Below are 26144 nucleotides of genomic sequence, written 5' to 3' on the forward strand. Positions count from 1 at the left end.
CCAAATGCTGGGGAGACCATGTCCGGCGCGTCCTTCATCTCCACGACGATTCCCTACGTCAACGCGAGCCCGCACCTCGGCCACGCGCTGGAGTGGGTCCAGACGGACGCGTTCGCCCGGCACATGGCCATGCGCGGCCAGGACGTCTACGTGCTCAGCGGCTCCGACGAGAACGCGCTGAAGAACGTGCTCGCCGCGGAGAAGGCCGGTGTCTCGACCAAGGACCTGGTCGCGAGCAACGTGGTCTTCTTCGAGGAGCTGATGAGGCGTCTGGAGGTCGGCCTCACCCGGTTCATCCGGACCAGCGTCGACCAGGACCACATCGACGGCGCCGTGGAGATCTGGCGCCGGATGGCCGCCAGCGGCGACATCTACACCAAGGACTACTCGGGCCTGTACTGCGTGGGCTGCGAGCAGTTCTACGGTGAGGGCGAACTGGTCGACGGCAAGTGCCCGGAGCACCGCACGGTGCCCGAGCTGGTCAGCGAGACCAACTACTTCTTCAAGCTCTCCCGCTATGGCGACCGGCTGCTCCAAGCCCTGGAGTCCGGCGAGATCAAGGTCGTCCCGGAGACCCGCCGCAACGAGGTGACCAGCTTCGTCCGCGCCGGCCTCGAAGACATCAGCATCTCCCGCTCGATGGCCCGCGCGCGCGGCTGGGGCATCCCGGTGCCCGGCGACGACAGCCAGGTCATGTACGTCTGGATCGACGCGCTGACCAACTACACCAACGCTCTGGGCTGGTTCCGCGACGACGAGAACTACCGCAAGTACTGGGTCGAGGCCGATGACCGCGTGCACGTGCTCGGCAAGGGCGTCTCCCGGTTCCACGCGGTGTACTGGCCCGCGATGCTGATGTCCGCGGGGCTGCCGCTGCCCACCGAGATCGTGGTTCACGGCTACATCACCGTGGACGGCGAGAAGATCGGCAAGTCCCTCGGCAACGCCGTCGACCCGGTGGCCCTGATCGAGCGCTTCGGTGTCAGTGCGATCCGCTACTACCTGTTGGCCGACTTCTCGCCCTTCGGCGATGGCGACTTCAGCGTGAAGCCGCTGATCGCGCGGTACAACAACGACTTGGCCAACGGCCTCGGCAACCTCGTCAGCCGCGTGACCAGCATGACCCAGCGCTACCGCGAGGGCATCGTCCCCGCGTCCGGCCCTGTGTCCGCTCCCGAGGAGTCCCTGGCCGCCCAGGTCGAGGTGAGTGCGCGGGAGTCGCTGGAGGCGATGGTCCGCTACGACCACCGCGAGGCCCTGACCAAGGTGTGGGACCTCGTCCGGCGCACCAACGCCTACGTGGACGAGCGCGCCCCGTGGCACCTGGCGAAGGAGGGCACCCCGGAGTCGGAGGCCCTGCTGAACACCACGCTGCACCACCTGGTCGGCGCGGTCCGGCAGCTCGGCGGCTTGATCCAGCCGTACCTCCCGGTGCCCAGCGCGGCGATCCTGGAGGCCCTCGGCGAGAAGGCGGAGAGCGTCCCCGCCGCCGACGCGTGGCTGTCCGACCTGGCGGGCCGCGCGATCAGCAAGCCCCCGGCGCTGTTCCCCCGCCTGGAGCTGCCCGAAGCGGAGTGACCAGCGAAAACCGCCCCTGCGAACGTTCCGGTCGAACGTTCACAGGGGCGGTTGTGGTCAGAGGCTGACGTTGCCGCCGACGGTGCCGATCTGGACCACCTTGCCGCTGCCGCCGACGTTCCCGCTGACGCTGTTGGCCACGCTCCCGTTGTCCGCGTGGATCTCCACGTTGGCCCGCTCGTACCGCTCCCGCAGCTTCTGGCCGAACTCCGGGTCCGCCTGCTCGGCCCGCTCCAGCTCCCGGCCCAGCTCCTCGACGCGCGCCCCGTCCTCCGGCGCTTCGATCGCGGCCTCCAACACCGCCTGGGCTTCGGGGCTGAACTGCTCCTTCACCCACCGGCAGAGCCCGCCGAACGCGGCCGTCGTGGCCCGCGTCGCCAGCACAGCCGCCATCGTCATGATCATCGGTTCCGGCACGTCGTCCCCCATGCGCAGATCGTGGGCAGTCGCTGACTCACCGTAGCAGCGCCGTGCTCAGATGCCCCGAACCTTGTTGTACCGCCAGAGCAAGGCGTTCTTGCTCGGATGGTGGGACGGGTGGGGGAGACGGAGCCGCTTGCCGTGGAGTCCTTGCAGGCCGTGCACAAGCATCGGTTCCGTGGACCGGTCGGCTAGGACATCTTCCCTGACCTCCATCACGAAGTTGTCTGGGTGAATTCGAATGATTCCACTGTCATACGCGCCGTGGTGGAGTTTGCAGAGTGCCAGGCCGTTCCACACTTCTGGATGCCCGTCCGGCTCGCTGTCCGGGATGATGTGGGCTGCCTCGATGAGCCCCTTGTATCCCAGTCCGCACATCGCGCAGCGGTGCTTGTAGGCGTGGCGAACTCGTGTACTGAACAGAGGTTGGTGAAGGCGAAGATTGGTGAGTCGCTTCTGTATTCTCTTCTGAGTCGTGGTGGTGATCGGTCCTGTGTTCTCCGGTTTCTGCTCTTCGCTTACGGCGATCACGAATTGAAGTTTTTCGGGCTCGTCGCCAATGATCCAGATAGGGTACTTCGGCAGGTAGAACGCGTCGGCGGCGCCTAGGAACCAGATGAGCGGAAGATCGCGTGCATAGGCGTTGCGAAGGCCAACGTTATCTGGGTGAGTGGGGTCCTCGCCGCGGTAATTGTATCGTTGGAGCCCATCATCGCCCAGGGAATCTTCGTATGGCGGCTTCTTCCCGGCTGGGGTGTAGACGGTGCGCATAGAAAGAGCAGTGTCATAACCCGCTGGCTTGCGGATGCCAGCCTGGCGATCCATCAGCGGTAGCCGTTCGCCATTGAACTCGAAGTCTTCTAGTTGCCTTTGCTTGACCCATCCGTCTTCGGTCTTGGGAAGGTCAGTCAGCCAGGCCATCGCGACATCACGCATCTTGCGGTCTTCGTCTGGATCGATCAGCACCGTGCGTGCCACGCGTCCCCCTCGGTTTGCCAGTCCCGCAAACGGATCGAGAGACATCTAGCAGAGACGAGCGCTCACGTGGGTGGGCTTGGTTGACTCCCACCCATGCGGATCGTCTTGGACACCGACCCCGGGATCGACGACGCGCTCGCGATCCTCTACCTGGCCGCACAGCCGGATGTGGAACTCGTCGGCGTGGGCACGGTGCACGGCAACGTCCCGGCCGACACGGCTGCGGAGAACGCCCTGCGCGTGCTCGAACTCGTGGGTTGGGGCGACGTCCCGGTTGCCATCGGCGCAAGGATGCCGATGGCGCAGCCGCTGCGGACCTACGAGTACGTGCACGGCGACGACGGCCTGGGCAACGTCGCGGGGCCGAAGCCGCAGGGAAAACCGACCGCGGAGTCGGCGGTCGAACAGCTCGTCCGGCTCGCGCGGCAGTACCCGGGGGAGCTGGTCCTGCTCGCGCTGGGGCCGCTGACCAACGTCGCGGTCGCGCTGCTCGTCGAGCCGGAGCTGCCGAAGCTGCTGCGCAAGGTGGTCGTGATGGGCGGCGCGGTGTGGGCGCCGGGCAACGCGACGGCGCACGCCGAGGCCAACATCTACAACGACCCGGAAGCCGCTGATCTTGTTCTGGGGGCGGGGTTCGACCTCACGCTGGTGGGCCTGGAAGCGACGGCGCACGCCATCGCCAACGCCACCTGGTTGGATGAACTGGCCGGGCACGACAGCCCGCGCGCCCGGTTCGCCAGCGGTGTTCTCGGCCACTACGTGGGCTTCTACCAGCCGCTCGTCGGGGTCCGGCAGTGCACGCTCTACGACCCGCTGGCCGCGGCGATCCTGCTCGATCCGGAGCTGGCCGGCTACCGCGAGCTGCCGGTGCACGTGGAGCTGCGGGGCACCCACACCAGGGGAACCACCATCGCCGACCTGCGCGGTTACCAGGACACGGTGGCCGAGCGGCCCGCGGTGAAGATCGCGGCGGAGCTGGACGAGGCCGAGTTCCTCGATCGGATGCTGCGAGCCCTGCGAGCGGAGACCGCCGGCGCACCTTGATCGGCAACGGCGGCTGTCTGCTTCCACTGTCGGCCGGGCACGCTACGATAATTGCAGGAACAGCTGCCCAGACAAGCGGAGCCGCCCACGGGTGAGGCCCGCTTGTCCTTGTATAGGGAGGTCGAGCTATGGGGCGCGGCCGGGCCAAGGCAAAGCAGGCGAAGGTGGCACGGGAGCTCAAGTACAGCTCTCACCCAACTGACCTGCAAGCGCTGCAGAACGAGTTGTCGAGTGGGGGGTCAGTGGCCGATCGCAGGCCGGACGACCGACTTGAACTCGACGACCGGTACGACAACTACCGCGGGTGAACAGCTGAACTGAGCCGCCCGGCCACGTGCACCCGTGACCTGGGCGGCTCAGTCACGCCCGGCGCTCGACGAAGCCGGACAGGCTCGCGATGGATTCCAGCGCATCCAGGTTCAGGTCCTCGGCGGCGACGTCGACGCCGAACCGCTCACGCACGGAGTCGAGCAGTCGTGCGCCCGCGAGCGAGCTGAGCCCGACCTCCGGACCGAACAGCCGCGTGTCCCCGGGCAGCGCGGCGACCACCGACTCGTCCTGGCCGACCGCATCGGCGATGAGCCGCCGGACGACAGCGTCGGTGCTCATGCCGCCTCCGCGGAGAAAAGTACGTCGGCGGTGCTCATGAATCCCCTTCAATGATCGTCAACCAGGTCGGCGCGTCCGGGAGCGGTGCGCCCGCCGGGGCACCGAGCACGGCAAGGTCGGGCTCGGGCTGCTCCACCACGCGCATCCCGCACTGGCGGAACAGCACCCGGAGTTCGAGGTTCGCGCTGGTCGGCCGCATGAGCACCTCGACGCCCGTGCCGGAGCGCGCCATCAGCCAGCGCAGGAAAGCCAGCGCCACACCGCGCCCGGCCACCCGGCACGACAGCGCCAGGAGCCGCACGCGCCACATCGTGTCCCGCCGTTCCACCAACGCGGCGCCGATCATGCCGTAGTCGCCGAACCGGTCGGTTAACCGCGCGATCGGCACGAACCACCGCGGCGAAGCCAGCATCGACCGCAGTTCCTCCGCGGACGGAACTTCGCCGGTCGAGTTGAGCCGATGGGTCCGCGCGGCCAGCTCCAGCAAGCGGTCCAGGTCCTCGGCGCGGGCCTCGCGCACCGCCAGCCGCATGTCGCAGTCGCGCAGGAAGTCCTCGCGGGAGCCGGTGAACGTCGCCGCCGCGGCCTTGCGATCTTCGTCCTCGCGGTAGCGCCGGACTCGCGCTTTGCTGTCGGCGGTCAGCACCGCGGGCAGCAGCGGCGGCTCGTTCAGCCGCGCTGCCAGGTCCTCGGGGGACAGGACCAGCACTTCGGGAGCGCGCGCCGCCACCTCCGCGCGTTCGAAGGCGGTGTCGTCCACGAACGCGAGGGTGTTCAGGCCGATGCCCAGTTCGTCGGCGATCCGGCGCAGCGCCTCGCTCTTGTCACCCCAGCCCAGCTGCGGCGCGACGAACCGCTCCGCCAGCTCGGGCGAGGACGTGAGCAGCGGCAGCAGCGACGGGTCCGTTCGACTGGCGACGCTGCTCAGGATGCCCCGCCCAGCAAGCACGTCGATCGCCCGCAGCACCTCCGGCCGCGGCCTCGGCAGGCTCCGTTCGGCGCCCTCGATCGCGACCTCGTCCCACACCGTGCCGTCGAGGTCCCAGACGACGCACTTGACCGTCCGGTCCCCTGAAGTCATTTCCTCATGTCCAGGCGCATCGACAGGTGCGTCGACTCGAAGCCGAACTTCCGGTACAGCGTGCGCATACCGGTGTTGCCGACGTGCACCTTGCCCGTGACCTCGGTCAGGTCGTTGCGCCTGGCGAAGGCCAGCCCCTCGTCCAGCAGCAGCTCAGCGACCTCGGTCCGCTCCGGCAGCTCCGCGACCGCGAGCGAGCGGAAGTTGGCGTAGCGGTCACCGGTGAGGAAGTTGGTGTTCAGCGCCATCCACAGCCAGCCGACCGGCGCCTCGTCCCCGCGGGCGGCGACGAACATGCCCTCCGGCTGCTTCTTCAGCGCGTTGGCCAGCTTCTTGCGGTGCGTCGCCGGATCGTCCACCGCGTCGGCGCCGAAGGAGATCTTCGCGATCTCCACCTCGAAGTCCGCGATCGCGTCCAGGTCCCGCTCCTCGGCCCGGCGCACGGTGTAGCCGGAGGCACTCATTCCGCGACCAGCTGGAGCGGGCGGAACGGACCACCACCGCACTTGGGACAGCCAGCCGCGCGAAGGTCGGCGACGGAGTTCCACTGCGCGCCGACGCCGACGGGGAACCGCTCGGAGCAGGAGACGCACTCGTACTCGCGCTGCCGGGAACGCTTCTCCCTGGTGTAGAGCGGGCCCTCGTAACTGCCCTCGACCAGCGACGCGGTCGTCGCCGTGGTCAGCAGGTGCTGGAGGAAGCCGGTCCCGCCGAGGATGCCGGAACCCTCGTACTCGTTGAAGTTGCGGATCATGCCGTGGGTGACCAGACCGAGGTCGAGCACCTCGCGCTGGACGTCCAGCATCTCCTCGGTTCCCTTGGCGCCGAAGGAGAACAGCACGTTGCGCGCGGCTCCGGGCTTGAGGCCCTCGACGACGCGGGAGAGGAACAGCTTCGCGCCCTCGGCGGTGTAGGGCGGGTCGGTCATGCCCGCGTCGAACCGGCCGCGCAGGTCCTCCGGCAGCGGGTCGCGCAGGTCGTGCTGGACCAGGTCGACGTCGATGCCGAGGGTGTCGGCGGTGTCGGCGATGTACTCCAGGATGTCCGCTGACAGGTCGACCACGGTGACGTTGCTGGCCAGCGGCACGTCCAGGACGTCGCTGACCACGCCGATGGCGATCGAGACCAGGTCGTCGTCGCCGACGAGCAGCACCGAGCCGCCCGGCAGCACCCCCGCCCTGATCAGCGCGAGCACCCGGCGGATCTTGGTCTCGGCGGTGCACAGCGACTGGTCCAGCGCGACGTTCACGCCGGGCGCGGCCGCCATGATCCGCTTCATCCGCTCGACGGCCTCGTTGAGCACCGCCGGGATGGCGATCTCCAGGCCGCCGCAGCGGTAGCAGTCCGGGTTGAGGTTGAGCTCGACGCCCAGCTCGGTGGTCAGCGCGTGCCCGCGCGGGGTGAGCCGGGACGGCCGCTCCTCGCCGAGCAGGCCGCGGCTGCGCAGCTCGTTGCCGACGGCGGCGACGATCGGCAGCGGCAGGCCGGTGCGGCGGCTGATGGCCCTGGTCGGTGCGGGCGCGAGCTGGCGGAAGGCCTGCAGGATGGCGCGGACGCCCATCTCGCCTTCCTGGAGCCGCACGGCGTCGGCGACCTCGGCGAGCAGGGCGAGGTCGGGGTTCGGGGACTCGGCGCTCATGAGGCGAACCGCGGGCAGATCGGCACGATGGTGTTCAGCATGGTCCGGCGAGCTTAGCAACCGGGTAGCTCACCAGCGGGTATGCCCGTCCTCACTTGGTGGCCCGGAGCAGGCGGGAGACGTTGGTGCGCACCGGGGACAGCCCGTCCTCGATGGTGGCGATCATGCGCTCGGCGTTGATCCGGCCGTAGGCGAGCAGATCGATGTTGGCCAGGTTGAACTCCGGCCAGGTGTGGATGCTCAGGTGCGACTGCGAGAGCACCAGCACCGCGGTCACCGCGCCGTTGGGGAACACGTGCCGGGACTCACCGAGGACCTTCGCGTTGCCCGCCAGCGCCGCGTCGGTGAGCAGCCGCAGCAGCGCGGGTTCGTCCGTCAGGATCGCCGGGTCCGCGACCCACGCGTCCACCGCGTAGGAACACAGCTCGTCCACCTCGACCTCGCCGTCACCTGCCATGGCGCGAGAGTAGTTGGTAACCGACCGGAGGACTTCCCGGAGCCGTCGGGCACCCCCGTACGATCGACGCGATCTGTCGCTCGTCCTCGGGCGGGCGACGAGTCCGAGGGAGGCCGGGTGTCGAAACCAGTTCGGCTGGGCGAGCGGGACATCCGGGTCCTGCTGGTCGAGGACGATGACGGCGACGCCTTCCTGGTCGAAGAGCACCTGTCATTGCACGGCAGCCACATCCGCCTCACCAGGGTGCGCACCCTCGCCGAGGCCGAGGCCAAGATCGTCGGCAGACGGGTCGACTGCGTGCTGCTCGACCTGCAACTGCCGGACGCCACCGGGCTCGACGGCCTGCGCAGGCTGCGGTCGGTCAGGAACGCGGGCGGCGTCGCGTTCATCGTGCTGACCGGGCACGACGACCAGCAGCAGGGCGTGGCCGCCGTCGCGACGGGAGCGCAGGACTACCTGATCAAGGGCGATGTGGACGGCAGGCTGCTCGCCAGGGCCATCCGCTACGCCATCGAGCGGTTGCGCGCGGAGGAGACGCAGCGCCAGCTCGACGAGGAACGGTTGCGCGGTGAGGAGAACGCGCGGCTGGAGCGCGGTCTGCTGCCGTCGCCGCTGCTGCGCGACCCGCACACGACCTTCGTCGCCCGGTACCGCGCGGGCGGGGCCACGATGCTCGTCGGCGGTGACTTCTACGACGCGGTGCAGACCGAGGACGGCACGGTGCACGTCGTCATCGGCGACGTCTGCGGGCACGGTCCGGACGAGGCCGCGGTCGGCGTGTGCCTGCGGATCGCCTGGCGCGCTCTGGTGCTCTCGGGTCAGCCGACCGAGGTGATTCTCCGTACGCTGCAACAGGTTCTGCTCGCCGAGCGGTTGCGGCGCGGGGTCTTCGCGACCATCGCGACGATCTCGGTCAGCCCCGACCAGCAGACCGCGACGATGCACCTGGCCGGGCACCCGGAACCGCTGCTGATCAGCGAGGGCCGGGCCGTCGCGGTGCCGAGGGACGAGGCGGGGATGCCGCTGGGCATCGACCCGCAGGCGAGCTGGCTGCCGATGACCCTCGACCTGCCGCCGGACTGGGCGCTGGTGCTCTACACCGACGGGCTGATCGAGGGCCGCGTCGGCGACGGGCCCGAACGCCTTGGCGTGGAAGGACTGCACGAGCTGATCGAGTCGCGGATCGGGCAGGACGCGCGCTGGCGCTCGTCCCCGCACACGCTGCTCGACCACCTCATCGAGCGGACCGAGGCCATGCACGGCCAGCGGCTCACCGACGACGTGGCCGTGCTGCTGCTGACCTCGAACTACCGGCGGCCGCGGTGACCCGCTCCCTCGGCCGCTGGCTGCTGGCCGCAGGAGCGTTCCTGTTGGCGTTCGCGGTGACCGCGATCCTGCTGGGCGCCTACGCGATCACCGAGCTGACCGATGCCCGGCGCACGGGCACCACCTACGTCGACCCCGCGGCCCGGCTGGCGCAGAGGATGACCACCGCGTTCCTCGACCAGGAAACGGGCGTGCGGGGTTACGTGCTGACCGGCCGCGCGGACTTCCTGGAGCCCTACCGGACCGGCGTGCGCGACGCCACCGAGGTGCGCGCGCGGCTCACCGAGCTGACCAAGAACGGCGGCCAGCTCGAACGGTCCAACCTCGACGCGATCGATGTGGCGAACCAGGCGTGGGTGAGCGGCTACATCGAGCCGACCCTGGAGATCGTCCGCACCCGCGGAGCCTCCGGGAACACCGGCAACTCCGCCCGCGGCAAGATCCTGTTCGACGCGGTCCGGGCCGCGCTCGACCGGCAGACCGAGCACTACGACATCCTGCGCGGGGACTCGCAGCGGCGGGTCGACAACGCGGGGGCGACGCTGATCACGCTTTGCGTGACGGTCGCCGTGCTGCTGGTGCTGGCGATCATCGCGTTGTTCCTCGGCACCCGGCGGGTGGTGCTGAAGCCGCTGGCCGACCTGCGCGCCGAGGCCCGGCGGGTGGCCGGTGGCGACTTCGACCACCAGCTCGCCGTGCACGGCCCCCGCGAGATCCTCGACCTCGGGCACGACGTCGACGAGATGCGCGGCCACATCCTCCGCGAGCTGGACGCGCTGCAGAGCGCCCACCGCGCGCTCGACGCGCAGGCCCGCGAGCTCCAGCGCTCCAACGCGGAACTGGAGCAGTTCGCCTACGTCGCCTCGCACGACCTCCAGGAGCCGCTGCGCAAGGTCGCCGGGTTCTGCCAGCTGCTGTCGACCAGGTACCGCGGTCAGCTCGACGAGCGGGCGGACCAGTACGTCGACTTCGCGGTGGACGGCGCCAAGCGGATGCAGGTGCTGATCAACGACCTGCTGGCGTTCTCCCGGGTCGGCCGGACCAGTGGCGAGGCGCGCGCGGTGGACAGCGCGGAGCTGGTCGCGCAGGCCCAGCGGAACCTGGCCGCCGCCATCGAGGACAGCGGCGCGGAGGTCGTCGCCGAGGACCTGCCGACGGTGTGCGGCGAGGCGTCGCTGCTGACCACGGTGTTCCAGAACCTGATCAGCAACGCGATCAAGTTCCGCGGCGAGCAGCCGCCGCGGCTGCGCATCGACGTGCGGCCGGTCGACGGGATGTGGGAGTTCTCCTGCTCCGACAACGGGATCGGCATCGAGCCGCAGTACGCCGAGCGGATCTTCGTGATCTTCCAGCGGTTGCACCCGAAGGAGGCGTACGCGGGTACTGGCATCGGCCTCGCCCTGTGCCGCAAGATCATCGAGCACCACGGTGGCACCATCCGGCTGGACACCGAGCACCAGGGCGGGTCGCGCTTCGTCTTCACCCTGCCCGCCGCCCCCGACGCGACAACCGAAGGTGGCCATGACTGACCAGACCTCGCTCCCCCCGTTTGACGTGCTGCTGGTCGAGGACGATCCGGGCGACGTGCTGATGACCCAGGAAGCCTTCGAGCTGCACAAGATCCGCAACAACCTGCACGTGGTCTCCGACGGCGTCCAGGCACTGGCCTTCCTGCGCCGGGAGGGCGCCTACGCGAACGCCCCGCGCCCCGGGCTGGTCCTGCTCGACCTGAACCTGCCGAAGAAGGACGGCCGCGAGGTCCTCGCCGAGATCAAGGCCGACGAGTCGCTGCGCACGATCCCGGTGGTGGTGCTGACCACGTCCGAGGCGGAGGAGGACATCCTGCGCAGCTACGACCTGCACGCCAACGCCTACGTCACCAAACCGGTCGACTTCCACCGGTTCGTGGAGATCGTCCAGCGCATCGACGACTTCTTCGTCACCGTGGTCAAGCTCCCGCGCTGAACCTAGATTGGCGCCATGGCAGCGGACCAGGTCGTCTCCCGAAGCGTCGTCATCAACGCCCCGCCGGAGCGCGTCTTCGAGGTGCTGGCCAACCCGTACGAGCACGCCAACTTCGACGGGTCCGGCAGCGTGCGCGGGCAGGTGCACGGACCAGGACGGCTTGCGCTTGGCACGAAGTTCGGCATGCGGATGCGCGTCCTGCTGCCCTACCGGATCGAGAACGAGGTCGTGGAGTTCGAGCCGGACCGGCTGATCGCCTGGCAGCACACCGGGCGCCACCGCTGGCGCTACCGGCTGGAGCCCGCCGAGGGCGGCACGCTGGTCACCGAGAGCTTCGACTGGGGCACCGCGCGCTCACCGAAAGCGCTGGAGCTGCTGGGGTACCCCAAGCGCAACGCGAAGTCGATCGAGCAGACCCTGGCGCGGCTGAAGACGCTCATCGAGCAGCGCGCGGGCTGATCGGTTCCGGCTGATCTGTTCTGTGATGCCGCCGTGCTCTCCATGATCCCGGCCGCGCGGATCATGGGTCACTCCGCGTTGACAGGGGTGGCCATGAACTGGCGAATACGGGGCGTCGTCGCCCTGCTCGTGCTCTTGATGACGACCGCGTGCGGTGCGGACGGAACGGTGAAGCTGGCACCGCCGTTCCTGCCGATCGCCTTCGGCATCAACAGCAAGGGCGATGTGACCGTCTCCTACGACAAGTCCTTCGTGACACCGCTCGGTCGGCTCACCTTCGGCGCGGACCTGCCCGTGGTGGACGAGGCCGAGGGGCATCTGCTGGTGATCCAGCAACGGGTGGCTAACCGGGACGTCCGCGACCTCTACACGCTGCGCGTCGAGGGCAACCTCGCCGCCTGCCTGACCGGGCGGTTCCACCTCGGCGTCTCCGGGAACACCATCACCCTGGTGCTGCTGACCCAGGTGAGCCGGTTCTGGCTGGTCGCGGCCACCGACAACCCGCGCTCCGCGTGCCCGCCGGAGCCCGGCATCACCCGCGCCCTGCCGACGACGCGGCCCCGGCCGACGACCACCACGTCCCGGCCGACCACCACCTCCAGGCCGCCCGTCACCACGACGAGCAGGTGGCCCTTCGTGACCACGACCCGCTAGGTCACCAGCGGCGGGACCGCGCCGTCCGCGTCGACCTGTTCCGCGACAGCGACGGCTGTCCGGACCGGTGCGCGACCGGTCGTTCACTTCGGGGCAGCGAGTCGAGGTCCCGCACCACGCGGATCCGGGTGGTCTCCGGCGCCAGTTCCCAGGCGCGGAGATCGCTCGGATACGGGTGGAAACCGTGGCACAGCAACGTGTCGCGGAGCGCCCACATCGGCGGCGCGACGTCGGGGTCGTGCTCGATCCGGAACTCCAGCTGCTCGCCCACCCGCATCACCCAATGGGTCTCGGTCTTGCGGTGCAACCGCGCAGTCTCGGCGTCAGTGGTGATCATCTGGGCCTCCGGTTCCGGCTTCCTCGACACAGCGAAGCCCTCCGGTACCTACCCAGTCGGGTGACGATTAATCGCCCGCGAGTGGAAAACCGCTGTGGGCGCGTTCACCAGCGGGTTCGGCAGCGGGTTCGGCGTAGACCCGGTTGATGCTCGTGCCGAGCTTGCCGATGTCGGCCCCGTACACGTGGATCGACACCGCGAGGCTGTCGCCGTCGTTGCGCACCCGGTGCACGTCGCGGTCGGGCGGTACCAGCCAGCACACCTCGCCAGGCGCGTTGTGGCTCGTCGAGCGCTGGTGCGGTACCCCGGCCTCGTCCAGCTCGTAGCAGATCTCCTCTTCCCTGCCGCGCAGGACGCCGACCACGCACCAGCACACGTGGTCGTGCACGGGCGTCTGCTGGCCCGGCAGCCACACCAGCGACACGACGGAGAACCGGGACAGCGGGTCGACGTGCACGACGTGCTGGCGGTAGCCGTCCGGGGCGGGCTCCATGTGCTCCGGCCCGAGCACGCCTCCAGATCCGAGCAGGTCCCGCAGTGCGTCGGCGACCTCCGCCGCCCGTGCTCCTGGGCGGGATTCGGCCGCTACCAACAGTTCCAGGTCAAGGACGAACTCGCGCATGCGCTCGGTCAGCATCGTCATCACCCTCCGCGTCCGATCGTGCTGGCGTCCGGACGGGTGGTCCAATCACCGTTGCGCAGGGCTTGCCCAAGCTCCGCTTATGCGAGCCCGCCACGACCGCGTCAGGCGTGGTACTGCTGGGAAATGCTCGAGCTACGCCACCTCCGGATGCTGCGGGAGATCGCACGCACCGGTTCGTACTCGGCCGCCGCGGTGAACCTCGGCTACACGCAGCCCGCGATCAGCCAGCAGGTCAAGGCCCTGGAACGGGTCTACGGCACCCCGCTGCTGGTCCGGCTGGGCAGACGGATGCGCTTCACCGAGGCGGGCGCGGAGCTGGTGCGCTCCGCCCAGGTCATCCTCGCCGGGGTCGCCGCGGCCGAGCAGCGGGTCGACGCCATCGCCGGGCGCCGCTCGGGCCGGGTGCGCCTGGTGGTGTTCCCCAGCGGCAGCGCGACCCTGGTGCCGCCCGCCGCCGCCCAGGTCCGCCGGGACCACCCGGGCATCCGGATGTCCCTGGCCGAGGCGGAGCCGCCCGAGTCGATCGAGCTCGTCCGTTCCGGCGAATGCGATCTCGCGCTGACCTTCGCCTTCCTCGACGAGCCCGACGCCGCGGGCCTGCTGCGCGTCCGGCTGTTCACCGATCCGCTGGTGGCGCTGCTGCCCTCCGGGCACCGCCTCGCCGAGGCCGAGTCGGTGTCGCTGACCGACCTCGCCGAGGAGCAGTGGATCGCCGGGTGCGCCGTCTGCCGCGGTCACCTGGTGCGCATCTGCCAGGCGGCGGGCTTCGAGCCGGAGATCACCTTCGCCACCGACGACAACCTCGCGGTGCAGGCGTTGGTGGCCGCCGATCTCGGCGTCGCCGTCGTCCCGGAGCTGATGTTGACCGCCGCGTGGCGCCCGGACATCGTCGCGCGCCCGGTGCACCCCGCGATGTGCCGCGAGGTGTTCCTGTACACCTGGCCGGACCTGATGCGCGTGCCGACCGTGCGGACCACCGTGGCCGCCCTCCGCCGCGTAGCCCGCACCGTAGGCGCCCGCTGACATCCCTACGCCGCAACGTCCCTGACACTGCAACGCCCCTGACATCGCAACACCCCTTGCACCGCAACGTCCCCTGACGTCGCAACGCCCCCTTGCGCCGCAACACTTCTCAACCGTTGCGCACAACGTGTCGGCACCGATCAACCGTGCCGAGGTCGGGGTGTCTTCAAGTACCACCAACCCCACCTCCCACCGTCTTCAACCGCCCCCAACCTCGTGCGCCCGCCGGGGTTGGGGGCGGTTTGAGACCTCTGCGGGGTGGGTTGGTGGTACTTGAAGACCGGCCAACTCGGTCTCAGGTTGGGATGGGATGGGGCGTCAGAGGTTTTCGACCAGTTTCACCGCCTCCGCCAGGTCCATGCCGGGGTAGGCGCGTCGTACCTCGCGAACGGCGCGAATCTGCCCCGCTCCGTCGCGGATCTCGCGGAAGCGGGACAGGTCTGAAGTCTCCAGGATGTGGTCGACCGACGTGTGCTCCGCGACGAACTCGGCCCGCCGCCGCTTTCTGTCCACAGTGGACACATAAGCGGAGAAGACCACCGAGGCGAGCGCGGCGAACGTCGCGGCCAGCGGGTAGTCCAGCACGAGCAGTGCCAGGACCACCGCCACCAATCCGATATTGATCATCCACAGTAGACGCGTCGACATAGCGGCATCATCCTTCGCGCTGGGCGGCCCGCACCAGGCCGGACTCATAGGCAATGATCACCAGTTGCGCCCGGTCGCGCGCGTGCAGCTTGGCCAGCAGTCGGCCGATGTGCGTCTTCACGGTGGCCATGCTCAGGTACAGCCGCTGGGTGATCTCGGCGTTGGACAGTCCCCGCGCGATCAGGGTCAGCACGTCCAGTTCGCGGTCGGTCACCCCGGAGAGCGAGTGCGTCGGCGGCTGGTCCGGGCGCCCGGCGAACTCCGCGACCAGCCTGCGCATCACGCTCGGCGTGATCAGCGCGTCGCCCGCGGCGACCACCTTGACCGCGGCGAGCAGGTCGGCCGGTGGGGTGTCCTTGAGCAGGAACCCGCTCGCTCCCGCCCGCAGCGCCGCGTAGACGTACTCGTCCAGGTCGAACGTGGTGAGGATGAGGACCCTCGTGCTGCCGGACACGCGCCTGGTGGCCTCGATGCCGTCCAGTTCCGGCATCCGCACGTCCATCAGCACCACGTCGGGCCGCTCCCGCCCGACGAGTTCCACCGCCTCGGCCCCGGTGGCCGCCTCGCCGACCACGACCAGCCCGGGATCGCTCTCCACCAGCACCCGGAAACTGCCGCGCACCAACGCCTGGTCGTCGGCGATCAGCACCCGGGTCGGTTCGCTCACGTCGTCTCCCCGCGTCGGTAGGGCAGCAGCGCGCGCACCGCGAAGCCGCCTTCCGGACGGGGCCCGGCAGCGAACGTCCCGCCGTGGGCCGCCACCCGCTCGCGCATGCCGGTCAGCCCGTTGCCCGGTGGTGGGTCGCCCGCCACCCGGTCACCCTCGTTCACCACCTCCACCCGCGCGTGGTCGTCGCACAGTTCCACCACCACCCGGCACGCCCGGTCCCCGGCGTGCTTGGCCACGTTGGTCAGCGCCTCCTGCACGATCCGGTACACCGCCAGGCCCACCCCGGCCGGTGGGCCGCCCGGCCCGCGGACGTCGAGTACGGCCCGCGTCCCGGACCGGCCGACCAGCCCGGGAAGGCCCGAGATGCCTGGCGCCGGGGCGAGGTCCGCCGCGCCGCCCTCGCGCAGCACCCCCAGCACCCTGCGCATCTCCGCCAGCGCGTCCCTGCTCGTCTCCTCGATCACCCGCATGGCCTTCCGTGCCTCCTCCGGTCTCGTGTCGGTGACGTGGTTGGCCACTCCCGCCTTGATCGCGATCAGGCTCATGCTGTGCGCGACCACGTCGTGCAGCTCGCGGGCGATGCGCAGGCGCTCCTCCGTGATCGCCTGCACCACCGACTGCTCCGCCGAGCGCGCGTCGTGCTCCCGCCGTTCCCTGGCGATCCGGCCGAGTGCCCAGCCCGCTCCGGCCACCGCCCACGCGACGGTCACCGGTTCGTGTGCCCTCGCGCCGAGGAGCACGAGGTTGCACACGAGCGGGACGGCGAGCACCAAACCCAAGGCGGCCAAGGACTTCCGCCGAGTCACCGTGTTCGCGACCGTGTACAGCACGGGACCGAGAACCAGGGCGGGGAGCCAACCGACACCGAGGCTAGCCGCGGGCACCGACAAGATCAGTCCGGTGGCCACCGCGGCCGCCGGGACCGGCCGCCGGAGGGCGAGCGGGAGTCCGGAGAGGACGGCGACCGGAACCGTCAGCCACGGCGTGATCCCCGCCCCCCACACCCCGGCGAGCAGGTTGGCGAGGGCGCCCGCTCCGATCGCCACCGCCGCGACCACGTCCAGGGCCAGCAGCTGGCAGGGGCCGAGGCGTCTGCTCAACGGGATGCGCACCAGGCGAAGCTAACCCGGACCGGCCGGGCTGAGGTCATGCCACGGTATGACCTACCCGGGTCCGATCCGCCGCCGCGCCCCGCTCGCCAAGGTGGAGCCATGAGAAGAGCACTCCTGCTGGTGATCGCCCTGGCGATCGCCGTCGTCCTGCCCAGCCAGGCGAACGCCTTGCCGGACAAGGGATATGACCGTGAACAGTTCCAACGCGACCTGGACATCCGCCACCGCGCGGGCGTCATCGGCGTGCACGGGCGCATCATCACCGGATCGGGGCCCGACATCCTGGCGTCGAGCGGGTTCGCCGACCTGAGCACGCGGCGCCCGGTGGACCCGCGCGGCCATTACCGAATTGCCAGCAACACCAAGACATTCGTGGCCGCGGCCGTCCTCCAGCTCGTCGGTGACGGGTGGCTCGGCCTCGACGACAGCCTGGAACGGCACCTGCCCGGAGTGGTGCCAGGTGCGTCGGCGATCACGCTGCGCCAGCTGCTCCAGCACACCAGCGGCATCGCCAACTACCACCGCGGTCTGCCCTCGGGGCCGGATGTCTTCGAGCGCGACCGGTACCGCCATTACCCGCCTGAGGAACTGGTGCGGCTCGCGGTCGGTCTCGGTCCGAACTTCCCACCAGGAACGAGGTGGTCCTACTCCAACACCGGGTACACCCTCATCGGGATGGTCATCGACAAGGTGACCGGCCGATCATGGCGTGACCACGTCCGTGAGCGCATCATCAACCCCTTGCGGCTCAAGGAAACCAGCATTCCCGACCGCTACCCGCGACTGCCGAGGCCGCACGCCAAGGGGTACGTGCAGTGGGTGCCCGGCGGCCCGCTGACCGACGCGACCGACCACAGCCCGAGCACGAGCAACTCGGCGGGGGAGATCATCAGCACCAGCAAGGACCTGAGCACGTTCGTCCGGGCGTTGCTGCGGGGCGACGTGCTCCGGCCCGATCTGCTCGCGGAGATGAAGCGGACCGTGCCTTCCGGGGCCGCGGAGTTCGGGGACTACGGCCTCGGCATCGCGCGGGTGGCGCTGTCGTGCGGTGGGGAGTACTGGTCCCACGGAGGGAACGGCGCGGGCTACATCAGCCGTGAGGCGTTCGCTCCGGACGGCTCGCACGGTGTGGCGATGGGCTTCAGCGGAGCCACGGGCCGAACGATGGAGGAGATGATGGCGCACGGACCCGCGGTGCGAGCCCATCTGGACCGCGTCATGTGCGGATTGCGAAAAAACAACTGAAAATTCTTGCCTGCGCTTCGGATGATCTGCTCCCGGCGGTTACGATGAGCTTTTCCGGCGATAGTCGTGACCGGCAGGCAGGAGAGCGACATGGGTGCGCCGCGTGCGCCGTTTCGGTTCGGCGTTGTTCTGGTGTCCGAGGCGTGTTCGCGGGCGGAGTGGATGGCCAAGTGCCGCCGCGCGGAAGAACTCGGTTACGACGTCGTCTCCGCCTGTGAGCACGTGAACCTTCCATCACCGTTTCCGTCGGTGATCCTCGCGGCGGAAGCGACGGAGCGGCCGAGGATCGGTATCTATGTGCTGAACACCAGTTTCCACAATCCCACCCTGCTCGCCCGGGACGTGGTCACGGTGGACCAGTTCGTGGAAGGCCGCCTCGAACTCGGGCTGGGAACCGGGTACGTCGAATGGGAATTCCAGAAGGCGGGCATTCCCTTCGGCACCCCGGGCAGCCGGGTGGACCGGCTAGAGACGACGATCGGCGAGCTGCAACGCCTCCTCGCCGACCCGGAGCACCCGAAGACGGTGCAGCGCCCGTACCCTCCGATGCTGGTCGGAGGGCATGGGAACCGCGTACTGCGGCTGGCGGCGCGGAACGCGGAGATCGTCAGCTTCGTCGGTGCGCAGTACCGCGCCGAGTACGGGCGGATGGTCATCGCGACGGCTCAGGAAATGGTGGAGCGGTCCGAGTTCGCTCGTGCCGCAGCCGGGGCTCGGGCCGATGAGATCGAATACAACATCCTTTCCAAGGCGACCGTGATCACCAAGGATCGGAGGGCGGCGCTCGATCAGGTCCGTCGTTTCGCCCCGCACCTGGACGACGAACAGATCCTCGCAGCTCCGACATTGTCGATCGGCACCCCCGAACAGATCGCGGAACAGCTCCGGGAGAACCGCGAGGTGTACGGGATCAACTACGTCACGGTGATGGAACCCGCCATGGAAGCATTCGGCAGGGTGATCGAAGTCATGCGCTAGGCGGTCGTGCGAGTGGCCCGGCCGAAAATGGTCGGGCCGTTTTCGTTCGGTCCGAGAAAAGAAACAAGCGCCACGTCGAGGACGCGGCGCCGGTGGCGTTCGCTCGCCTTTCCGGCCGGGACCGGCCATCCGGTTCGGACGGCCGGCCCCAGCTTCGCTGATCGTCGTGCGAGCGGTGTTCTCAGGGAGGTGGGGTCTACAGGACGTGCACCTCGGGGACGTACAGGATCCACTTGCCGCCGGCCTCGCGGAACGCCTTCTCCTTCGCCATGATCTCCTCGGCGTGGTTCCAGGCGAACAGCAGCGCGTAGGCCGGGTAGGGGTTGCTGAACGCCTCGGGGCTGCGCACCGGGATGTGCGTGCCCGGGGTGAGGCGGTTCTGCTTCTGCGGCGTGGTGTCGCAGACGAAGGACACCAGCTCGGAACTCAGCCCGCACAGGTTCGCCACGGTCGCGCTCTTGGCGGTGGCGCCGTAGGCGACGACGGTCTTGCCCTCCTCACGCAGCTTGGTGAGCAGCGCGACAAGGTCCTCCTTGATCTTGGTGACCTTGGCGCCGAACGCCTCCAGCGTGGGCAGCGTGGCCAGGCCGGCCGCGTTCTCCTCGGCGATCAGCTCGGCCACGGCGGGGCTGGGCTCACGGGCACCGGCGCGCGCGATGGTGTAGCGCACCTCGCCGCCGTGCACCGGGTAGCGCTCCACGTCGACGAGGTCGAAACCGAACTGCCGCGCCATCGCCTGCACCGAGCGCGCGGTGAACAGGTAGTAGTGCTCGTCGTAGATCTGGTCGAAGGAGGTCCGCTGGTTGATGTCGCCCAGGTACGGGTCCTCGAAGACGAACACGCCGTTCGGCTTCAGCAGCGCGTCGACGCCGCGGAAGATCGAGTCCATGTACGGGATGTGGCAGATGGTGTTCGCGGCGAAGATGACGTCCGCGTGCCCCTCCTCCTTGGCCACCTCGACCGCGGTGGACTCCTCGAAGAAGGCGGTGCGCACCCGGATTCCCTTGCCGCGCGCCACTTCCCCGACACCACCGGAGGGGTCGACGCCCAGGTGCTTCACGCCCGCCTCGGCCGCGGTCTTCAGCATGATGCCGTCGTTGCAGCCGATCTCGACGATGAACGGGTCCGGGCCGGTGAGCTCGGTCTCCAGGAACTTCCGCGCGGTCAGCTCGAAGTGCTTGCGCATCACCGAGGAACCCGAGGAGAAGTACGGGTAGTCCTCGTGGAACATCTTGTCCCTGGGGACCTCCTCCATGAGCTGCACCATGGTGCAGTCCGAGCACAGGCCCACGGCGAGACGGAAGAAGAACTCGCCTTCGAGCTTGTCCGGCTCCAGGAAAGCATCGGAGAGGGGCTGGCGTCCGAAATCGTAGAATTCGGTGAGAACGCCGCCGCAGATACGACAATCAGCCATATCGCACAACCTAAGTGGGGGCAAGGGACAGGCCAACCCCTAACCTAGGCCGCACCCCTAGCCGCTCGCACCCCTATCGCGGCGACCTGCCCGCTGAGCTGCGGTGATCCACTGAAAACGATCATTGTCGGCGAGGTCGGGACGTCGGTCTCCGGCAGGTGCCGGACCATTGTTTAATCGCTGCCGCGAATTCCTTTTTCGGCAGGGAATTCCGGCGGGGTCGACGTATCGGGACGCGGTGCATTTCTTGAGTGCCGGAGGGCGCTGCCGAGACTGTCGTGGCTGGTCGGGAGGTCGACAGGGTACGGCAAGGCCGGCGCGACGGCCACGAGACTTTCTGTTGGCGCATAAGGGACTCCGTTGCCGACCCGGAGAACCTGGCTGCGGGGTGTGGCGTCAAGCGAAGTGGATGTCTCGCTTCTTCAAAGGAGAACTGTGCGCACATTACGGGGTTCACGTGTGTGGAATGTGAGAGTGGTGGTGGCCGCCGCGCTCCTGGTGGCCGCGATCGTCAGCGTGTCCTGGGTCGGCGCCCGCGGCCAGGCCGACGCCGAGCCGGGCTTCGAGGTCCCGCGCGCGCCCGTCGCCCAGCAGCCCGCCGCGCGCCAGGCCGTGCCCGTTCCCGACGCCGGTGCGGCCGAACAGGTCCGCAGCGCCCCGCAGGGCCGCGTCATCGCGCGCGGCCCGGCGATGGTCGCCGACGAGATCGCCTCGCACACCGACCGGGCCCCGCTCATCCGGCTGACCATCTCCGGTGACTTCCCGGTGCGCTCGCTGGACTACACCGTCCTCGTCGACGGGCAGGCGGTCGGCCGGGGCATCCCCACCGAGGACCTGAACGCGATCCGCGTCGCGCTTCCGCAGCCGCGCACCGGGGCCGTCGTGTCCTACCGCTACGGCGACGGCCAGGCGACCACCGTCGGACCGCTGAAGGTGGAGGGCAAGTGAAGCGCATCGGAATCTTTGCCGCGGCGGTCGCGACCGCCGTCATCGCGGCCTCGCTGACCACGGCCGGTGCCGCCACCGCGGCGCCGGAGGTGGACCCGCTCACCCCCGGACCGCACAAGGTCGCGGAAGCCTCCTACCACCTGGGCGACGACGCGTTCCGCGCGAACGGCTTCCCGTGGCCGGTGGAGCTGACCGGTCACGTGTACCACCCGGAGAAGCCGTCCGGTTCCGCTTACCCGGTCGTGATGTTCCTGCACGGCAGGCACGTCACGTGCATGTCCACCACGGAGCCCCGGCCGAAGCTGGCCTGGCCGTGCCCCAGCGGCTACCAGCCGATCCCGAGCCACCGCGGCTACGACTACCTCGGCAGGCAGCTCGCCAGCCACGGGTACGCGGTGATCTCCATCAGTGCCAACGGGATCAACGGCAACGACTCGCTCGACCCCCAGTGGGGTCAACGCGCGCGGGGCGAGCTGGTGCTCAAGCACCTCGACCTGTGGAACGAGTGGCGCACCAAGCCCGGCGGCCCGGTCTCGGTGGCGGTGACCCGGTCCTTCGACTTCGACCGCATCGGGCTGATGGGCCACTCCCGCGGCGGTGAGGGCGTCGTCAACGCCGTCGAGCAGAACGCGTTGCGGGAGAAGCCTTATCGCCTGCGCGCCCTGCTCCCGCTCGCCGCGACGGACTTCGAGCGCCGCATCCCGGTCGGCATCACGATGGCCACGCTCCAGCCGGACTGCGACGGCGACGTCTCCGACCTCCAGGGCGTGCACTACTACGACGACGGCCGCTACTACGTGAGCACCGATCGCGCGACGCGCAACAACATCACCGTCCTCGGGGCGAACCACAACTTCTTCAACACCAACTGGTCGCCGAGCAGTGGCCTGCCCGGTTCGGGCGACGACTGGCGCGGCGGACAGGGTGACCCGGAGTCGGCCTGCCACCCCGCCAAGCCGACGCGGCTCACCGAGCAGCAGCAGCGCAACGTGGGGATCGGTTACATCGGCGGCTTCTTCCGGCACTACCTGGGCGGGGAGAAGGCCCTGGCGCCGCTGTGGCGCGGCTCGACCGGAACCCCGCCGTCGATCGCCCCGGCCACGGTCAACGTCTCCTACCACCCGCCCGCGGCCTCCGGGCAGCGCTTGGACGTCAATCGGCAGGACGGTCACGGCGCGACCAACACCCTCGGCGGCAAGGTCACCGTCACCGGCGCCAAACAGGCAAGGTGCGGCGGCGCGAACCCGGACCCGCTCTACGGATCGTGCCTGAGCAAGCCGGGCTCACGGCTGACCGAGCCGCATCGCGGGTGGGGCGTCGCCGGGGTGTTCGCGGGCCGGACCACGTGGGCGGAGACGGGCGGCTCGATCACCAACGAGGTGCCCGCCCAGCACGGCGACGTGCGCAAGTACGCCGCTCTCCAGTTCCGCGCGGGCGTCGACTTCAACGATCCGGCCAACACCGCGGGCAAGCCGCAGGACCTGCGGATCGTGCTCACCGACACCGCGGGCAAGACCGCGTCGGTGAAGGCGTCGGAGCACGGCAAGGCGCTGGACTACCCGCTCCAGGGCGGTAAGAACGACGTGCTGCCGAAGCTGCACCTCAACCAGGTGCGCGTTCCGCTGAATGCGTTCGCGGGGGTCGACCTCACGAAGATCACGTCGGTGACGTTCGCCCTCGACGTGAACCCGACCGGGGCGCTCGCCGTCTCCGACCTGGTGTTCACGGACTGAATCCCCGGCGTCGGCGGTGTGCCTCGACGCACCGCCGGCGCTAGGTTCCCCATGCCGTCAGGGGGTCTGCTCACCGCCGGGGCGGAGGCGCTGGCAGAGCGGGCGGTCGAGGCGAACCGCGAGCACGGAGATCCCGACGGCGCCTATCCGAGAGCGCTGCGCGCCCAACTGCTGGCCAAGCTCGGTCGCCAGGACGAGGCGGCGGCCGTGATGACCGCGCTGCGTCCCCTGCTGAAGCCGTCATCGTCGTCAGCGGCGCGGATTCCGGACGGCGACGTGCCGCTCGTCCTGCTGCAACAGCGATACCGGCTCCGTCGCGTCCTCGATCTCCCGTACGACGAGCGCGACCGCATCGCCGACGAGCTGGACGGCCTGGCGCTGCTGCTCTGGCCGCGGGCGGAGTTCGACGGTCTTCTGTCGTTCTGGCCGGAGTTCGGCGACATCGGCGGTCGGACCGACGCCTTCGACGACTACACGCGGAGCCTGGCGGAGCAGGAGCGGGCCTCGGACGTGCCGTGGCCGCCCCCGCGCAACCAGCCGTGCTGGTGCGGTTCCGGCCTCAAGGACAAGAAGTGCTGCCTGCCCAGAGGCCGTTCCTGAGCTACTTCTTGCCGCCCTTGAGCCATTCCTCCCACGGGATCTGCCAGTCCCCGAAGCCGTCCCAGGACGGCAGGTTCGGGCCGCCGGAGTTGGTGATCACCACGATGTCGCCCTTCTTCACCGTGTCGAAGTACCACTTGGCGTTCTCGGTCGACATGTTGACGCAGCCATGGCTGACGTTGCGGCGGCCCTGGTCGCGCACGGACCACGGGGCGGCGTGGGTGAACTCGCCGCCCCCGGAGATCCGGACCGCCCAGTTGACCTTGGTGCGGTAGCCGCCCCGGTCCAGCGGCAGGCCGTAGGTCGTGGAGTCCATGATCTTGGTGGGGTGCTTCTCGGTCACCACGTGGATGCCGTTGTTCGACGGGAACTTCGCGCTGCCGAGGGAGATCGGCATCTCCTTGACCACCTGGCCGTTGATCTTGACCACCATCTGGTGCGAGCCGCCGTCGGCCTCGGCGATGACCGCGTCGCCGATCGTGATGGTGGACTTGCGGTCCTTCTCGCCGTAGATCCCGCCGCCGAGGTCCTTGCCGTAGACCTTGACGTCGATGCTGACCTTGGTCCCCGGCTTCCAGTACTCGCGCGGACGCCAGCGCACCTCCTTGTCGGAGACCCAGTGGAAGGCGCCTTCGACCTTGGGCTCCGCGGTGACCTGGATGGCCTTCTGCGCGGCCTCCTTGTTCGGTGGCGCCACGTCGAAGATGAACGCCAGCGGCTGGCCGACGCCGACGGTGTCGCCGTCGAGCGGGATCATGGACACGAACGCCTGCCTGCGCGGCTTCACCGTGCTGAACGCCGACTTCGCGGTGACGGGCTTGCCGTCGGTACCGGTCGCGGTGGCGTTGAGGGTGTAGGACTTGTTGTAGCCCAACGATTCCGTCGAGGTCCACTTGAGACCGTCCGGCGAGACCTGTCCGGCGACCGGCTTGCCTTCGGCGTTGAGCAGGCTCACCTGGCCGAGTTTGCCGCCGGTCGCGGTGACGGTCACCGGCTCGCCCGGTGCCACCCCCTGCGAGCCCTCGGCGGGCACCAGTGCGAGCGTCGCGGGTCCGGTGGGGGTGGTCGGCGCCGACCCGCCTCCACCGGGCTGTGCGCCCCCAGGAGCTCCTTGGCCGCCGCCGCTTCCGGTGCAGCCGGAGACGAATGCGGCGACCAGCCCAAGAGTCCCGACCGCGAGCGCGCGGCGCCGCCCCAGTACGACTCGGTTCTTCGGGCTTCCTGGCACCAACATCGGCGACCGTCCGTTTCGCTAGTTACCACCGGCTGTGCACGATCCAGTGTGCTACACCACCCGGTCGAGGCGAACGCCCCGGTGGGGACAACCGGACGTAGTCCGCGTCACCCCACTTTGGTGAGACGCAAAAATCAGTCCGCAGGTTGCTTCCCAGTCCCGTCACGCCGTGATCTGGTTGCCGCACAACAAAAAAGCCCCCTTCCACAAGAAGGGGGCTTTCACTGTGCGCCGCCAGGGACTCGAACCCCGAACCCGCTGATTAAGAGTCAGCTGCTCTACCACTTGAGCTAGCGGCGCCTGTTCAGTTGTTGTCCGTTTCGGACGGGAGAAAACTTAGCACAGCCCCCTCCACGCTTCCCAATCGCCTGGTCAGCCCCGGTTTCCCAGTTGATCTCCCACCCCACGACCCCCCCCCCCCCACGCAACCCACACAAGTGATCAAGGTAACTCCCACCCACGCACACACAACGCAACCACGCAGATTCGGAACCAACCGCACCGCAGGGGGTTTGGGGGAGTCGCTCCCCCAACATGATGAAGGACAACGGGAAAGGGACCCGACGCAACGCGTCGGGTCCCTGAACACCATCGAGGGTGAGTGACGGGACTTGAACCCGCGACTTCCTGGACCACAACCAGGTGCTCTACCAGCTGAGCTACACCCACCATATTTCGCGCCGCCGAGGCAGCCGCATCAGCGTAGCGTGCCGCGTGCCGGGAGCGAAATCGGGTTATCCCTTGGCCGGTCCCGCGAGGAGTTCGGCGGCGATGGCCTGGGCTTTCTCGGTGCTCGGGCCGGGTGGGGCGACGAAGAGCGCGCGCCGGTAGTAGGCCAGCTCCATGATCGACTCCTGGATGTCGGCGAGGGCGCGGTGGGCGAGCCCCTTGGCTGGCTGGCCGTAGTAGACCTTGGGGTACCAGCGGCGGCACAGTTCCTTGATGGAGGAGACGTCGACCATCCGGTAGTGCAGGTGCGCGTCGAGCTCCTGCATGTCGCGGGCGATGAAGCCGCGGTCGGTGGCGATCGAGTTGCCCGCGAGCGGTGCGGTCCGCTGGTCCGGGACCCACTCGCGCACGTAGTCGAGCACGGCCCGCTGGGCTTCGTCGATCGTCACCGTGGAGCGGCGGACCTCGTCGGTCAGCCCGGACTTGGCGTGCATGTCGCGCACGACGTCCGGCATGGTCTCCAGCACCTTGTCATCGGCGTGGATCACGATGTCCACGCCTTCGCCGAGCACGTTCAGATCGGCGTCTGTCACCAGGGCCGCGATCTCGATGAGCGCGTCTTTGCCCAGGTCGAGGCCGGTCATCTCGCAGTCGATCCACACTAGACGGTCCGTCACGCG

29 protein-coding genes and 2 tRNA genes are annotated in these 26144 nt (G+C 69.2%); 14 read left to right on the top strand and 17 right to left on the bottom strand.

Going from position 1 to position 26144, the window contains the following annotated elements:
* The first annotated feature begins 18 nt into the window (after positions 1-18).
* On the top strand, positions 19-1578 hold the full coding sequence (gene metG, locus NLX83_RS16025; protein ID WP_254235636.1) for a methionine--tRNA ligase: 1560 nt from the start codon (positions 19-21) through the stop codon (positions 1576-1578).
* Between the two features lie 57 nt (positions 1579-1635).
* Here the strand turns inward: metG and NLX83_RS16030 are convergent, their stop codons facing one another.
* A complete protein-coding gene (locus tag NLX83_RS16030) occupies positions 1636-2007 on the bottom strand; it encodes a hypothetical protein (protein ID WP_254235637.1) in 372 nt (123 codons plus the stop codon).
* Between the two features lie 45 nt (positions 2008-2052).
* Entirely contained in the window at positions 2053-2976 is a 924-nt protein-coding gene (locus tag NLX83_RS41870; protein WP_254235638.1) for an HNH endonuclease, read from the bottom strand.
* Between the two features lie 93 nt (positions 2977-3069).
* Here NLX83_RS41870 and NLX83_RS16040 point away from each other — a divergent pair, with 93 nt between their 5' ends.
* Together NLX83_RS16040 and NLX83_RS16045 are read left to right on the top strand one after the other, a co-directional pair.
* On the top strand, positions 3070-4020 hold the full coding sequence (locus tag NLX83_RS16040; RefSeq protein ID WP_254235639.1) for a nucleoside hydrolase: 951 nt from the start codon (positions 3070-3072) through the stop codon (positions 4018-4020).
* A gap of 128 nt (positions 4021-4148) precedes the next feature.
* Entirely contained in the window at positions 4149-4328 is a 180-nt protein-coding gene (locus NLX83_RS16045) for a DUF3073 domain-containing protein (RefSeq protein ID WP_254235640.1), read from the top strand.
* A gap of 52 nt (positions 4329-4380) precedes the next feature.
* Here NLX83_RS16045 and NLX83_RS16050 read toward each other — a convergent pair whose 3' ends face one another.
* The 5 genes from NLX83_RS16050 to NLX83_RS16070 form a co-directional block, all read right to left on the bottom strand.
* Positions 4381-4629, bottom strand: a complete 249-nt coding sequence (locus tag NLX83_RS16050) for an acyl carrier protein (protein ID WP_254235641.1) — start codon at positions 4627-4629, stop codon at positions 4381-4383.
* Positions 4630-4663: 34 nt separating this feature from the next.
* Positions 4664-5710 (bottom strand): hypothetical protein, encoded by a 1047-nt coding sequence (locus NLX83_RS16055; protein WP_254235642.1) that lies wholly within the window; start codon positions 5708-5710, stop codon positions 4664-4666.
* Positions 5707-6174: a GNAT family N-acetyltransferase gene (locus NLX83_RS16060; RefSeq protein WP_254235643.1), complete on the bottom strand. Its 468-nt coding sequence runs from the start codon at positions 6172-6174 to the stop codon at positions 5707-5709. Before NLX83_RS16060 ends, NLX83_RS16055 begins: the two co-directional genes overlap by 4 nt.
* Positions 6171-7349, bottom strand: coding sequence for a bis-aminopropyl spermidine synthase family protein (locus NLX83_RS16065; protein WP_254235644.1), 1179 nt, complete (start codon positions 7347-7349; stop codon positions 6171-6173). Before NLX83_RS16065 ends, NLX83_RS16060 begins: the two co-directional genes overlap by 4 nt.
* Before the next feature lie 91 nt (positions 7350-7440).
* Positions 7441-7806, bottom strand: coding sequence for an S-adenosylmethionine decarboxylase family protein (locus NLX83_RS16070; RefSeq protein ID WP_254235645.1), 366 nt, complete (start codon positions 7804-7806; stop codon positions 7441-7443).
* Between the two features lie 117 nt (positions 7807-7923).
* Here NLX83_RS16070 and NLX83_RS16075 point away from each other — a divergent pair, with 117 nt between their 5' ends.
* Genes NLX83_RS16075 through NLX83_RS16095 form a run of 5 tightly spaced genes read left to right on the top strand, consistent with a single transcriptional unit; the run spans position 7924 to position 12210 of the window.
* On the top strand, positions 7924-9132 hold the full coding sequence (locus NLX83_RS16075) for a PP2C family protein-serine/threonine phosphatase (protein ID WP_254235646.1): 1209 nt from the start codon (positions 7924-7926) through the stop codon (positions 9130-9132).
* A complete protein-coding gene (locus NLX83_RS16080) occupies positions 9129-10661 on the top strand; it encodes a sensor histidine kinase (RefSeq protein WP_254235647.1) in 1533 nt (510 codons plus the stop codon). The genes NLX83_RS16075 and NLX83_RS16080 overlap by 4 nt, the downstream gene beginning before the upstream one ends.
* Positions 10654-11097 carry a response regulator gene (locus NLX83_RS16085; RefSeq protein ID WP_254235648.1) on the top strand — a complete coding sequence of 148 codons (444 nt, stop codon included), beginning with the start codon at positions 10654-10656 and terminating at the stop codon, positions 11095-11097. Before NLX83_RS16080 ends, NLX83_RS16085 begins: the two co-directional genes overlap by 8 nt.
* A 15-nt stretch (positions 11098-11112) precedes the next feature.
* Positions 11113-11556: an SRPBCC family protein gene (locus tag NLX83_RS16090; protein WP_254235649.1), complete on the top strand. Its 444-nt coding sequence runs from the start codon at positions 11113-11115 to the stop codon at positions 11554-11556.
* 33 nt (positions 11557-11589) lie between these two features.
* Entirely contained in the window at positions 11590-12210 is a 621-nt protein-coding gene (locus NLX83_RS16095) for a hypothetical protein (protein ID WP_254235650.1), read from the top strand.
* A gap of 1 nt (position 12211) precedes the next feature.
* Here the strand turns inward: NLX83_RS16095 and NLX83_RS16100 are convergent, their stop codons facing one another.
* Positions 12212-12547 (bottom strand): hypothetical protein, encoded by a 336-nt coding sequence (locus NLX83_RS16100; RefSeq protein ID WP_254235651.1) that lies wholly within the window; start codon positions 12545-12547, stop codon positions 12212-12214.
* Between the two features lie 67 nt (positions 12548-12614).
* On the bottom strand, positions 12615-13190 hold the full coding sequence (locus NLX83_RS16105) for a hypothetical protein (protein ID WP_254235652.1): 576 nt from the start codon (positions 13188-13190) through the stop codon (positions 12615-12617).
* A gap of 123 nt (positions 13191-13313) precedes the next feature.
* Here NLX83_RS16105 and NLX83_RS16110 point away from each other — a divergent pair, with 123 nt between their 5' ends.
* Positions 13314-14213: a LysR family transcriptional regulator gene (locus tag NLX83_RS16110; protein ID WP_254235653.1), complete on the top strand. Its 900-nt coding sequence runs from the start codon at positions 13314-13316 to the stop codon at positions 14211-14213.
* 318 nt (positions 14214-14531) lie between these two features.
* On the opposite strand, the gene NLX83_RS16115 is transcribed toward NLX83_RS16110, so the two are convergent.
* The 3 genes from NLX83_RS16115 to NLX83_RS16125 are packed head-to-tail and all read right to left on the bottom strand — an operon-like array spanning position 14532 to position 16643.
* A complete protein-coding gene (locus NLX83_RS16115) occupies positions 14532-14861 on the bottom strand; it encodes a hypothetical protein (RefSeq protein WP_254235654.1) in 330 nt (109 codons plus the stop codon).
* 7 nt (positions 14862-14868) lie between these two features.
* Positions 14869-15528, bottom strand: a complete 660-nt coding sequence (locus tag NLX83_RS16120) for a response regulator (protein ID WP_254235655.1) — start codon at positions 15526-15528, stop codon at positions 14869-14871.
* Positions 15525-16643, bottom strand: coding sequence for a sensor histidine kinase (locus tag NLX83_RS16125; protein ID WP_254235656.1), 1119 nt, complete (start codon positions 16641-16643; stop codon positions 15525-15527). The genes NLX83_RS16120 and NLX83_RS16125 overlap by 4 nt, the downstream gene beginning before the upstream one ends.
* A 99-nt stretch (positions 16644-16742) precedes the next feature.
* On the opposite strand from NLX83_RS16125, the gene NLX83_RS16130 reads away from it, so the two are divergent.
* Positions 16743-17888, top strand: coding sequence for a serine hydrolase domain-containing protein (locus NLX83_RS16130; protein ID WP_254235657.1), 1146 nt, complete (start codon positions 16743-16745; stop codon positions 17886-17888).
* A gap of 90 nt (positions 17889-17978) precedes the next feature.
* Complete coding sequence (locus NLX83_RS16135; protein ID WP_254235658.1) at positions 17979-18866, top strand: TIGR03621 family F420-dependent LLM class oxidoreductase; 888 nt, start codon at positions 17979-17981, stop codon at positions 18864-18866.
* A gap of 196 nt (positions 18867-19062) precedes the next feature.
* Here NLX83_RS16135 and NLX83_RS16140 read toward each other — a convergent pair whose 3' ends face one another.
* Complete coding sequence (locus NLX83_RS16140; protein ID WP_254235659.1) at positions 19063-20280, bottom strand: class I SAM-dependent methyltransferase; 1218 nt, start codon at positions 20278-20280, stop codon at positions 19063-19065.
* 459 nt (positions 20281-20739) lie between these two features.
* Between NLX83_RS16140 and NLX83_RS16145 the strand changes: the two genes are divergently transcribed.
* From NLX83_RS16145 to NLX83_RS16155, 3 genes are read left to right on the top strand one after another with little or no spacing between them, the layout of a single operon-like run.
* Positions 20740-21228 carry a hypothetical protein gene (locus tag NLX83_RS16145; RefSeq protein ID WP_254235660.1) on the top strand — a complete coding sequence of 163 codons (489 nt, stop codon included), beginning with the start codon at positions 20740-20742 and terminating at the stop codon, positions 21226-21228.
* Positions 21225-22961, top strand: coding sequence for a poly(ethylene terephthalate) hydrolase family protein (locus NLX83_RS16150; RefSeq protein ID WP_254235661.1), 1737 nt, complete (start codon positions 21225-21227; stop codon positions 22959-22961). Before NLX83_RS16145 ends, NLX83_RS16150 begins: the two co-directional genes overlap by 4 nt.
* A 51-nt stretch (positions 22962-23012) precedes the next feature.
* Entirely contained in the window at positions 23013-23561 is a 549-nt protein-coding gene (locus NLX83_RS16155) for an SEC-C domain-containing protein (protein WP_254235662.1), read from the top strand.
* A 1-nt stretch (position 23562) separates the two neighbouring features.
* Here the strand turns inward: NLX83_RS16155 and NLX83_RS16160 are convergent, their stop codons facing one another.
* From NLX83_RS16160 to orn, 4 genes are all read right to left on the bottom strand, one after another.
* The gene (locus NLX83_RS16160; protein ID WP_254235663.1) at positions 23563-24795 is read right to left on the bottom strand and encodes a L,D-transpeptidase; all 1233 of its coding nucleotides are present in this window, start codon (positions 24793-24795) and stop codon (positions 23563-23565) included.
* 227 nt (positions 24796-25022) lie between these two features.
* Positions 25023-25095, bottom strand: a tRNA-Lys gene (locus NLX83_RS16165).
* Positions 25096-25391: 296 nt separating this feature from the next.
* Positions 25392-25464: transfer RNA gene (locus NLX83_RS16170), tRNA-His, on the bottom strand.
* A gap of 65 nt (positions 25465-25529) precedes the next feature.
* A complete protein-coding gene (gene orn / locus NLX83_RS16175; protein WP_254235664.1) occupies positions 25530-26141 on the bottom strand; it encodes an oligoribonuclease in 612 nt (203 codons plus the stop codon).
* Positions 26142-26144 lie beyond the last annotated feature (3 nt).

Origin of the sequence: Allokutzneria sp. A3M-2-11 16, from assembly GCF_024213555.1 — a bacterium.
In the GTDB taxonomy this organism is placed as follows: Bacteria; Actinomycetota; Actinomycetes; order Mycobacteriales; family Pseudonocardiaceae; genus Allokutzneria.

Coding starts and splice junctions, on each gene's coding strand:
- metG (WP_254235636.1), top strand. CDS start 19: ATGTCCGGCGCGTCCTTCATCTCCACGACGATTCCCTACGTCAACGCG.
- NLX83_RS16030 (WP_254235637.1), bottom strand. CDS start 2,007: ATGGGGGACGACGTGCCGGAACCGATGATCATGACGATGGCGGCTGTG.
- NLX83_RS16040 (WP_254235639.1), top strand. CDS start 3,070: ATGCGGATCGTCTTGGACACCGACCCCGGGATCGACGACGCGCTCGCG.
- NLX83_RS16045 (WP_254235640.1), top strand. CDS start 4,149: ATGGGGCGCGGCCGGGCCAAGGCAAAGCAGGCGAAGGTGGCACGGGAG.
- NLX83_RS16050 (WP_254235641.1), bottom strand. CDS start 4,629: ATGAGCACCGACGCTGTCGTCCGGCGGCTCATCGCCGATGCGGTCGGC.
- NLX83_RS16055 (WP_254235642.1), bottom strand. CDS start 5,710: ATGACTTCAGGGGACCGGACGGTCAAGTGCGTCGTCTGGGACCTCGAC.
- NLX83_RS16060 (WP_254235643.1), bottom strand. CDS start 6,174: ATGAGTGCCTCCGGCTACACCGTGCGCCGGGCCGAGGAGCGGGACCTG.
- NLX83_RS16065 (WP_254235644.1), bottom strand. CDS start 7,349: ATGAGCGCCGAGTCCCCGAACCCCGACCTCGCCCTGCTCGCCGAGGTC.
- NLX83_RS16070 (WP_254235645.1), bottom strand. CDS start 7,806: ATGGCAGGTGACGGCGAGGTCGAGGTGGACGAGCTGTGTTCCTACGCG.
- NLX83_RS16085 (WP_254235648.1), top strand. CDS start 10,654: ATGACTGACCAGACCTCGCTCCCCCCGTTTGACGTGCTGCTGGTCGAG.
- NLX83_RS16090 (WP_254235649.1), top strand. CDS start 11,113: ATGGCAGCGGACCAGGTCGTCTCCCGAAGCGTCGTCATCAACGCCCCG.
- NLX83_RS16100 (WP_254235651.1), bottom strand. CDS start 12,547: ATGATCACCACTGACGCCGAGACTGCGCGGTTGCACCGCAAGACCGAG.
- NLX83_RS16105 (WP_254235652.1), bottom strand. CDS start 13,190: ATGACGATGCTGACCGAGCGCATGCGCGAGTTCGTCCTTGACCTGGAA.
- NLX83_RS16110 (WP_254235653.1), top strand. CDS start 13,314: ATGCTCGAGCTACGCCACCTCCGGATGCTGCGGGAGATCGCACGCACC.
- NLX83_RS16115 (WP_254235654.1), bottom strand. CDS start 14,861: ATGTCGACGCGTCTACTGTGGATGATCAATATCGGATTGGTGGCGGTG.
- NLX83_RS16130 (WP_254235657.1), top strand. CDS start 16,743: ATGAGAAGAGCACTCCTGCTGGTGATCGCCCTGGCGATCGCCGTCGTC.
- NLX83_RS16135 (WP_254235658.1), top strand. CDS start 17,979: ATGGGTGCGCCGCGTGCGCCGTTTCGGTTCGGCGTTGTTCTGGTGTCC.
- NLX83_RS16140 (WP_254235659.1), bottom strand. CDS start 20,280: ATGGCTGATTGTCGTATCTGCGGCGGCGTTCTCACCGAATTCTACGAT.
- NLX83_RS16155 (WP_254235662.1), top strand. CDS start 23,013: ATGCCGTCAGGGGGTCTGCTCACCGCCGGGGCGGAGGCGCTGGCAGAG.
- NLX83_RS16160 (WP_254235663.1), bottom strand. CDS start 24,795: ATGTTGGTGCCAGGAAGCCCGAAGAACCGAGTCGTACTGGGGCGGCGC.